Source organism: Caballeronia sp. M23-90 (assembly GCF_053574605.1).
The window spans coordinates 1-10,298 of record NZ_JBSIPA010000224.1; the positions used below are offsets into that span (position 1 = coordinate 1).

6 protein-coding genes are annotated in these 10,298 nt (G+C 62.2%); 1 reads left to right on the forward strand and 5 read right to left on the reverse strand.

Translation table 11 applies throughout. The annotated features are described in order from the left end of the window. The 4 genes from ACRXB1_RS20705 to ACRXB1_RS20720 all read right to left on the reverse strand — a co-directional run. Positions 1 to 195, reverse strand: a 195-nt coding sequence (locus ACRXB1_RS20705) for a hypothetical protein (protein WP_449493062.1), incomplete at its 3' end; no start/stop codon positions are given. Between the two features lie 2 nt (positions 196 to 197). After that, positions 198 to 3,533, reverse strand: coding sequence for an efflux RND transporter permease subunit (locus ACRXB1_RS20710; protein ID WP_449493063.1), 3,336 nt, complete (start codon positions 3,531 to 3,533; stop codon positions 198 to 200). After that, on the reverse strand, positions 3,530 to 6,649 hold the full coding sequence (locus ACRXB1_RS20715; protein WP_075360315.1) for an efflux RND transporter permease subunit: 3,120 nt from the start codon (positions 6,647 to 6,649) through the stop codon (positions 3,530 to 3,532). The genes ACRXB1_RS20710 and ACRXB1_RS20715 overlap by 4 nt, the downstream gene beginning before the upstream one ends. An 18-nt stretch (positions 6,650 to 6,667) precedes the next feature. Next, positions 6,668 to 7,942 carry an efflux RND transporter periplasmic adaptor subunit gene (locus ACRXB1_RS20720; protein ID WP_075360316.1) on the reverse strand — a complete coding sequence of 425 codons (1,275 nt, stop codon included), beginning with the start codon at positions 7,940 to 7,942 and terminating at the stop codon, positions 6,668 to 6,670. A gap of 482 nt (positions 7,943 to 8,424) precedes the next feature. Between ACRXB1_RS20720 and ACRXB1_RS20725 the strand changes: the two genes are divergently transcribed. After that, positions 8,425 to 9,186 (forward strand): SDR family oxidoreductase, encoded by a 762-nt coding sequence (locus tag ACRXB1_RS20725; RefSeq protein ID WP_449493065.1) that lies wholly within the window; start codon positions 8,425 to 8,427, stop codon positions 9,184 to 9,186. 132 nt (positions 9,187 to 9,318) lie between these two features. Here the strand turns inward: ACRXB1_RS20725 and ACRXB1_RS20730 are convergent. Further along, a partial coding sequence (locus tag ACRXB1_RS20730) for an autotransporter family protein (protein ID WP_449493064.1) occupies positions 9,319 to 10,298 on the reverse strand: 980 nt, incomplete at its 5' end.

Consider the following 10,298-nt stretch of genomic DNA (forward strand, 5'->3'; position numbering starts at 1 on the left):
CATGCAGCCGCCCAGCAGCAGGGCCGCTGCGGCGGCGAGTGGTTTGGAGGATATCTTCATCGTCATGCCTTTGTATCTGATTGCCCGAGGCTGTCCGCTTGCCCTTCCTGCCGGTTCCACGGCAGACTGGCCGACCATGCAGCCGCCCAGCAGCAGGGCCGCTGCGGCGGCGAGTGGTTTGGAGGATATCTTCATCGTCATGCCTTTGTATCTGATTGCCCGAGGCTGTCCGCTTGCCCTTCCTGCCGGTTCCACGGCAGACCGGACGACCATTTGACGAGCTTGAAACGCAACCGGTCCAGGTACAGGTAGATCACCGGCGTGGTGTAAAGCGTGAAGACCTGGCTCACGATCAAACCGCCCATCACGGTAATACCGAGCGGCTGGCGCAGCGACGCCCCCTGGCCAATACCGATCGCGAGCGGCACTGCGCCGAGCACGGCGGCGAAGGTGGTCATCATGATCGGGCGCAGACGGACCACCGCGGCGGCGTGAATCGCATCGCGCGCCGGCATGCCTTCGTGGCGCTGCAACTGGATGGCGACATCGACCATCATGATCCCGTTCTTCTTCACAATGCCGATCAACAAGATAATGCCGATCAGCGCGATCACCGAGAACGGCGTGCCGAAGATCAGCAGCGCGAGGGTGGCGCCTATTCCCGCCGATGGCAGTGTCGAAAGAATCGTCAGCGGGTGGATCGAGCTTTCATAAAGCACGCCGAGCACGATATACACCACCCCCAGCGCGGCGATGATCAGGAGGGGAACGGTGCCCATCGACTGCGCGTAGGCTTGCGCCGCGCCCGCGAACGCGCCGTGGATGCTCGCCGGCATGCCGATCTCGCGTGCTGCATTTTGCAACGCCTCCTGGGCCTGGCTCAACGATCCGCCCGGCGGCAGGTTGAACGAGATCGTCGCGGCGACCAGTCCGCTCTGGTGATTGACCTGAGTCGACGTATGGTTGCTCACGTAGCTGGAGAGCGCGGGCAGCGGCACCATGGTTTCAGCCGTTGTACTGTCCGCGCTGCCGCTCGAACTGCCGCCCTTGCTGTTGGAAATGCTGTTCGTGGTCGCGTTGGCTTGCGCGTTCGAGTTCAGCGAGTTGGTGCTCGACGTGCTCGATGCCGCGCCGACCGCGCTCGCCGCTGTCACGCCCTTGACCGTTGCGCCCGGCATCTGCGTCTGCTGGCTGCCGGTCGGATTGCCCGCCGCCGTGCTCAGGAAAATCTGCTTGAGCGTCTCCGGGTATTGCCGGTATTGCGGCGCGACTTCCATCACCACGAAGTACTGGTTCAGCGCGTTATAGATAGTCGATACCGTGCGCTGGCCGAACGCATCGTACAGGACGTTATCGATCTGGTTGGGCGCGAAGCCGTAGCGCGCGGCGGTCGCGCGATCGAAGTTGACGTAGGTCTGCAGGCCGTTTTGCTGGAGGTCGGAGTTGACATCGAGCAGGGCGCTGCGGTCCTTGTTGAGCGCGGTCACGAGCTTCGGCGTCCACGCAAACAGCGCGGCGGAGTCATCGCTCGTCAGCGTGTACTGGTATTCAGCCGCCGACTGCCGTCCGCCGATCCGCAGATCCTGCTGCGCCTGGACAAAGAGCCGCGCGCCGGAGACCTGGTTGAGCTTCGGCCGCAAGCGATTGACGACTTCGGTCGCGGTCACGTGACGCTGCCCGAGCGGCTTCAGTTCAATAAATACATTCGCAGTGTTCAGCGCGCGGCCGCCGGTGAACCCTGCCACCGACTGAACCGCCGGGTCCTTCTGCACGATCTGCTGCAACTGCGCGAGCTTCTTTTCCATCGCGGGAAAGGAAATGCTCTGGTCCGCGATGATCTGCCCGATCAGGATGCCCGTGTCCTGTTCGGGAAAGAACGTGGCCGGCACGAGTTTGAACAGGAACACGTTGGCGACCAGCAAGCCGATCAGCAACAGGATCACCAGCAGCGAATGATCGAGCACGGCCGTGAGCGAACGCGCATAGGCGTTCTTGAAGCGGTCGAACTGCCGCTCGACCCAGCCTGCCCATCGCGCCTTGGCATGCCCCGCGTTCTCGCGGCTCAGGACGTACGCGCACATGGCCGGCGTGACGGTGAGCGAGATCACGAGCGAGATCAGGATCGCAATCGAAAGCACGACGGCGAATTCATGGAACAGCAATCCTACGATGCCCGGCATCAGCAGGATCGGCAGGAACACGGCGATGAGCGACAAGCTCATCGATATCACCGTGAAGCCCACTTCGGCGCTGCCTTTCAGCGCGGCTTCTATTGGACTGAGACCGAGTTCCAGGTGGCGCACGATGTTTTCCAGCACTACGACGGCGTCATCGACCACGAAGCCCGTGCCGATGGTCAGCGCCATCAGCGACAGATTGTCGATGCTGTAGCCAAGCAGGTACATCGGCCCGAACGTGCCGACGATCGATATGGGCAACGCCACTGCCGGGATGAGCGTGGCGCGCGGCGACTGCAGGAACACGAACACCACGCCGACCACCAGCAGCACGGCGATGAACAGGGTCCGCTCGGTATCGCCCACTGACGAGCGCACCGATTCCGACCGGTCGATCGCGACGTTGACATGCACGCTGCTCGGCAGCGTCGCCTCGATCGAAGGCAGCACGTTCCTGATCTGCCTGACCGTACTCACGATGTTGCTGCCGGGCATCGGGTAGACAATGACGAGCACCGCCGACTTCGAGTTGAAGAGCCCGGCGTTGCGGATATTCTCGTTGGAGTCGCGCACCTGGGCAACATCGCTCAGGAGCACCGGCGCGCCGTTCCGGTAGGCGATCACAAGCTGACGATAGGGCGCCGCCTTCGTGATCTGGTCATTCGATACAACCACGTAACGCTGGTCGCCCTGGTCGAGATGGCCCTTGGCGCTGTTGGCGTTGGCCGCCGAGATTGCCGCGCGTACATCTTCGAGACCGATCCCGTAGCTGCTCAGCTTGCCCGGCTGCAACTCGACCCGCACCGAAGGCAACGCGCCGCCGCCCAGCGTGATCTGGCCCACGCCGTTCACTTGCGAAAGTTGCTGCTGGATCACCGAATCCGCTGAATCGTAAAGCTGCGCCTTGGTGAGCGTATCGGACGTCAGCGCTAGTACCATGATCGGCGAGTCCGCCGGGTTGTATTGCCGATACGTCGGGTTGGCGCGCAAGGTCGACGGCAAGTCGGCGCGCGCGGCCTGGATGGCCGCCTCGACATCGCGAGCGGCGCCGTTGATGTCGCGGTTTAGCGCAAACTCGACCACGATCATCGATGAACCCACGTAGCTGATCGACGTCAGCTCTTCCACGCCCGCAATCGTGCCGAGCCGCCGTTCGAGCGGTTCGGCCACGGTAGAGGCCATGATGTTCGGGCTCGCGCCGGCCATGTTCGCCTGCACCACGATCACCGGAAACGCGATGTTCGGCAACGGCGCGACCGGAAGCCGGAAGTACGAAAGCGCGCCGGAGATCAGGATTGCGATCGCCAGAAGCGTGGTCGCGACCGGGCGCCGGATGAATAACGCCGAGATGTTCACGGCGCCTGCTCCGCGGGCGCTTCAGGCAGGTTGCGCTTGCGCCGGTTCCTGACGCGCTCGGCGATCCTGTCGAAGAACAGGTAGATGACCGGCGTGGTGAAAAGCGTCAGCATCTGGCTCACCGTCAATCCGCCGATGATCGCAAGCCCGAGCGGGCGGCGCAGCTCCGAGCCCGTGCCGCTGCCGAGCAACATGGGCAACGCGCCGAGCATGGCGGCGAGCGTCGTCATCAGGATTGGCCGGAAGCGCAGCAGCGACGCCTCGAAGATCGCATCGCGCGGCGATTTGCCATGATTGCGTTCGGCGTCGAGCGCGAAGTCGACCATCATGATCGCGTTCTTTTTCACAATGCCGATCAGCAACACAATGCCGATGATGCCGATCACATCCAGGTCGCTGCCCGCGATCATCAACGCGAGCAATGCGCCGATACCCGCCGATGGCAACGTGGAAAGAATCGTCACCGGATGGATGAAGCTCTCATAAAGCACTCCCAGCACGATATACACCGCCACCAGCGCGGCGATCAGCAAATACACCTCGCTCGACAACGAGTCCTGGAACGCCTGCGCCGCGCCCTGCAGCGACGACGTAATGGACGGCGGCAGCTTGACCGCCTGTTCCACCTCGTGAATGCGCGCGACCGCCGTGCTCAGCGACGCGCCCGGCGCGAGATTGAACGAGATCGTGACGGCCGGGAACTGCGCGAGATGGCTGATCACGAGCGGCGACTTGACGATCTGGATCTTGGCAATTGCAGAGAGTGGCACTTGTCCCGTGCTGCTCGTCTGGCTTGGCAGGTACAGGTTGCCTATGGATGCGACATTGGGCAGCGACTCAGGTCTCGCAACGAGGATCACGCGGTACTGATCCGATTGCTGGAAGATCGTCGAGACGATCCGCTGGCCGAGCGCGTCGTACAGCGCGTTGTCGATGGTCGCCGGTGTGATGCCGAAGCGCGCCGCCAGTTGCCGGTTCACTTCCACGTTCACACTCAGGCCGTCAGTGTTCATGTCGCTTTGCACGTCGGCCAGCGACGGAATCTGCTTCAGCCGGTCGACGAGTTCCGGCACGTACTTTTGGAACGCCTGCTGGCTCGGTCCGCGCAGCACGAAGCTGTACTGGTTCGGCGAGACCGTGGTGTCGAGCGTGAGATCCTGCTCAGGCTGCATGTAAAGCTTGATGCCCGACACATTGGCGACCTCTTGCTGCAAGCGCCGCGCAATTTCTTGCGCCGTGTCCGAACGCTTGTCGCGATCGCGCAGGTTGATCAGGAAACGCCCGTTGTTCAGCGTGGAATTCGTGCCGTCGATGCCGACATAAGAGGTCAGCGACGTGACATCGGGGTCTTTCAGGATGGCGTCCGCGAGTGCGCGCTGACGCGTGACCATCGCCTTGTACGACACCGAGTTGTCGGCCACGCTGATCCCCTCGATCACGCCGATATCCTGCGTCGGGAAAAGACCCTTCGGGATCACCACATACAGCACGCCGGTCAGCACGACCGTGCCGATCGCGACCATCAGCGTGAGCATCTGGTGGTCGAGCACCCAGCGCAAACCGCGTTCGTAGCCGGCGAGGGTTTTATCGAAGAGCCCTTCGCTGATGCGCTCGAAACGGCTCGGATGACGTTGCGCCTGGGCGCGCAGAAGCCGCGCGCAAAGCATGGGCACGACTGTCAGTGAAACCACTGCCGACAGCACGATGGTCACCGCGAGCGTCACCGCGAATTCGCTGAACAGGCGCCCGATCACGCCGCCCATGAAGAGCAGCGGAATCAGCACCGCGATCAGCGAGATGGTCAGCGAGAGAATCGTGAAGCCGATCTGACCGGCGCCTTCGAGCGCCGCTTCGAGCGGCGTCCTGCCTTCCTCCAGGTATCGCACGATATTCTCGATCATCACGATCGAGTCATCGACCACGAAGCCGGTCGCAATGATCAACGCCATCAGCGAGAGGTTATCGATGGAATAGTTCAACTGGTACATCACGGCCAGCGTGCCGATCAGCGATACCGGCACCGAGATGCTCGGAATGATCGTGGCCGGCACGTTGCGCAGGAACACGAAGATCACGGCCACCACGAGCACGATGGCGAGCAGGAGTTCGAACGCGGCGTCGGATACCGATGAACGGATCACGCCCGTCGTGTCCGATACAACCGTGACCTTCATGCCCGCCGGCAGCGTGGATTCGAGCTGCGGCAACTGCTTCGTGATCTGGTTGACGGTCGCGATCACGTTCGCACCCGGCTGGCGCTGCACGTTCAAGATGATCGCCGGCGTGCCGTTGTACCAGGCGCCGCGCTCGACGTCCTGCGGCGCCTGGGTCACCTTCGCGACGTCGCGCATGAACACCGGCGCGCCGTTCTGATACGCGACAACCGTGTTCAAATAGTCCTTCGGATCGGAGATCTGGTCGTTGCCGTTGATGGTGTAGTCGAGGTCGGGGCCATCGAAATTGCCCTTCGGCTGGCTCACGTTGACGTAGCTCAGCAGTGTGCGCAGGTCGTCTATGTTGAGGCCGTAGGCGGCGAGCTTTTGCGGGTCCGCTTCCACGCGGATGGCCGGCACGTTGCCGCCGCTCGTGGTGACCACGCCCACGCCCGATACTTCCGAAATCTTGGTGCCGAGGCGATTGTTGGTGGCGTCCTCCAGTTGCGTGAGCGACATCGACGGGGAGGTGACCGCGAGCGTCAGGATCGGCTGGTCCGCCGGATTGACCTTGGCGTAGGTTGGCGGCGCCGGCAAGCCGGTCGGCAGGAAACTGTTGGCAGCGTTGATGGCCTGCTGGACATTCTGCTGCGCGATATCGAGATTCAGCGACAAGTCGAACTGCAACGTGATGACCGACGCGCCGTCCGAGCTGTACGACGTCATCTGCTGCAAGCCGGGAATCTCGCCCAGTTGCACTTCGAGCGGCGCCGTGACGGTGGTTGCCATCACATCCGGACTGGCCCCCGGATAAAACGTCTGCACCTGGATGGTCGGATAGTCGACGTTGGGTAGCGACGAAACCGGCAGGACGCGCACGGCGATGAGGCCCACCAGCACGAGGGCGATCATCAGCAGCAGCGTGGCTACCGGTCGGAGAATAAACAGGCGGGAAATGTTCATCGGCGCATGGGTCCGATACTACGAAGCAGCTTGCGCGGAGGCAGCGGCCGCGCCAGACGCGCCGGCTTGGGCGTGTCTATGCTGAGCTTGCGCGCCGCTTGCAGGGGGCTCACCGGTCGCGACGCCGGAAGCAGGCTTTGCCGCAGCCGCCTGAATCTTCGCGCCATCGCTCAGACGATCAGTGCCGTCCGTCACCACGATATTGCCCGCTGCAAGACCTGACGTGATCACCGTGTTCTTGCCGTCGCTCGGGCCGAGCGCGACCTTGTGAACCGACACCGTGTTGTTGGCGTTCACCAGATACACGTAGTCGCCCGGCGCGCCGCTTTGCACTGCCGGCGTGGGCACCAGCACGGCGTTCTGCAGTGTATCGACCAGCAATTTGACATTGACGAACTCGCTTGGGAACAGCGCTTCATCGTCATTGGGGAAGGTCGCTCTCAACGTCACGGTGCCCGTGCTTGTCGCCATCTGGTTGCTGACCGCATACAGGGTTCCGGTTGCGATCTCCCGCGAGTTGTCGCTGCTGTAGGCGGTGACCGGCAGGCGTGCGCCGCCGTTCATGCGTTGCAGCACGTTCGCGAGGGAATCCTGCGGCACTGTGAACTGAACCGTGGTGGGTTTCATGGTGGTGATCACGACGATCCCCGGCGACGATGACGCCGTGACGTAATTCCCCGGATCGACCAGACGCAGGCCAACGCGCCCGGAGACCGGTGCGGTGATGTGGCAATACGCCAGATCGAGATCGAATTGCGCGATGTTGGCAAGGTCGACCTTGACCGCCGCTTCGTCCTGCTGCACGAGGAACTGCTGGTCGGCAAAAGTCTGCTCGGCAATCGACTTGCGTTCGTTGAGCTGCGTGAAGCGGACGAGGTCGGCGCGTGCCTGCGCCAGGGCGGCGCGGTCTTTGGCCAGCGTCGCCTCGGCTTGTTGTTTGTCGATTTCATACTGGCGCGGGTCGATCTGCGCGAGGAACTGTCCTTTCTGCACGTCCTGGCCTTCGTGATATCCGACGGCGGTCAGGTAGCCGCTCAGTTGCGGCAGCACCGTGACCGTCGCGGTAGGCGTCACCGTGCCGAGTTCGCTGAGGACTTCAGGCATCGAACCCGTGCTCGCCGTGGCCACGCTGACCACTTGCGGCGGCGTAGGACGAGGGGCCTTTTTGGCGCGGAGCAAGTGCACGACAACGACCGCGATCAGCGCAAGGATTACAACTACAACGACTATTCGCAGCAAACGCGGGTGCTTGCCTGGCTTCGGGGATTCAATACTTTGTTCGGATGGCGTCATAAAGACCTTGGCAACATCTCAAAAATATTACGCACCGATTGAATCGAGATTACGGGCTTCGATTCATGGCGGCTTGGCACAGGCCTCGGGTGCAGCTATCACCGGATCATAAAATTACAATGGCGATACAATATGCATTACGAAGTAATTACTAAAGGCATGCGGAAGACCATTGACCGAGTTTCGCGCATTTCCAGATCGTATCAATCGATGGCGCCAATCTGGTTACCGGAACATTGCGTTTTGTTACGAATTGGATTTAGAAGGCGACAGTAACCCGTTTGGAAACGTCCGGCTATGAAGGCCATGTGCCTTCCATCGAAAGAGTTTTTCTAACCCGGGCCGGGACTTAATCTGCTTTGTCATCGCTTCACGCCATCGTTATTCTTGTCCTCGCCAGTTTCGAAGTGGGCCGGCCGACGCCGCCGATGCGCCACCGTTTCCGGCCCGTGATCATTCCCGCCACCATGAAGGTTCACCAGATGGATACAGTCTCGCAGGCACCGCTGATTCTGATAACGGGCGGAGGCCGTGGCGTAGGCGCGGCGACTGCGCGTCTTGCTGCCGCACAAGGCTACGATGTAGCGATAAGTTTCGTCTCCAACGAGTCTGCTGCCCTTGGGGTGGCGGCCGACGTGGAAGCGCTGGGACGCCGGGCGTTGCCCGTGCGCGCGGACAGTGCGGACCCGGAGCAGGTCGTTCAGCTATTCGCCGCGATCGACCGGGAGTTCGGCCGGATCGATGTACTGGTGAACAACGCCGCCATCATCGCGCAGCAATCCCGCCTGGAGGACCTCGGTTTCGAGCGGATGCAGCGGGTCTTCGCAGTCAACTCGATCGGCCCGATTCTCTGTGCCCAGCAAGCGGTGAAGCGCATGTCCTATCGTCACAACGGACGGGGGGGCTCCGTGATCAACATCTCGTCGGCATCGGCCCGGCTCGGTAGCCCGAATGAATATGTCGACTACGCTGCATCGAAGGGCGCCGTCGAGACATTCACTATCGGATTTGCAAAGGAAGTCGCACGCGACGGAATACGCGTCAACTGCGTTCGCCCCGGGCACATCTACACCGAAATGCATGCCAGCGGCGGCGAGCCGGGACGGGTGGATCGTGTCAAGGAGTCGATCCCGATGGGAAGAGGCGGTCAGCCGGAAGAGGTCGCGCGCGCGATCCTGTGGCTGGCAAGCGCAGAGGCTTCCTTCATCACCGGCACGTTCCTCGATGTCACTGGCGGCAAGTGAGCGGCAAGGCAGGGCGAAATAAGCAGTGCCGCGACTTCTTCGATCGAGCCCGTGCCCCTACACCTCGCGACGCGGGCCTGAAATGCCCGATACCCGCCGAAGCCCATGCCCCGGCGGGGAGCCCGCCACACCTTACCAGGACCAGCGAACGCCGGCATTACCCTCGATCGTGCGTTGATGCGAACCGCCGAGGTTGGTCAGGTAACTGAGCGTCGCGTAAGCGCTGGCAGACTTGCTCACCTTCGTGACCAGTCCTGCACCAACCTGACCTGCAGTCTGCCCCACGGATCCTGGCAACGTCGTCGTGCCGGCGAAGGTCACATCGTCGCCTGCACCAAAATTCCGCAATACCGATACACGCAAATACGGTTGCCACGTGGCAATGGCGTTGGTGTAAGTCCCTTGCAGCCGTACGCCAAGCCGCCCGAGAAACGTGTTGCCGTGCTTGAACGAGACCGTCGAGACGCCGTCGTTCAGATCGTTGATGGAGAGGTTCTGCCAGATGATCTGTGCCTGCGGCTCGACTTCCAGACCGTACGCAATCGGAATCGGCAAACCGGCTTCCAGTGAACCGCTAAGCGCGTGGCCATGCGTGCTCACACCGACGCCATCGTGGGACATCGGATCAATGGTGAGCGATGTGCCCATCAACACCGCGTCGGTGTACCAGCCGCTGGGTCCGATATGCGTCCAGTACCCCCCAAGGCTGTAACCGTTGACCGCGAGATGGCCGACATCGAGGTTGGGTGTCGCGAGTGCGTAACCGTTGACATCGCCCGTTGCGCGCGTGAAGCCGACGAAAAACCCGTAGTGATTGCGATGCCCGCCCGGCGTCGAATCTGCGTAGATATCGTGTCCGGCTTGCGCGCCATAAATGGACCCGGAAAACTCCGGATTCAATGCGCCGTCCTGGCTTTGCGTCGTGTGACCACCCCACACGCGGCCCCACGCCGCCGGCAATGTGCCGCTCTCGTCGAGCAGGGACTGTTCGCCCTGACGATCGTGGAAGGTACCGATCTGTTCAATGCCGATCTGCCGCGCGACCATGGGAATCGCCGCATACACCGGCGCTTCAGGCCTGTACACCGCCGCAGCCCCGGCTGCGCCGGTGA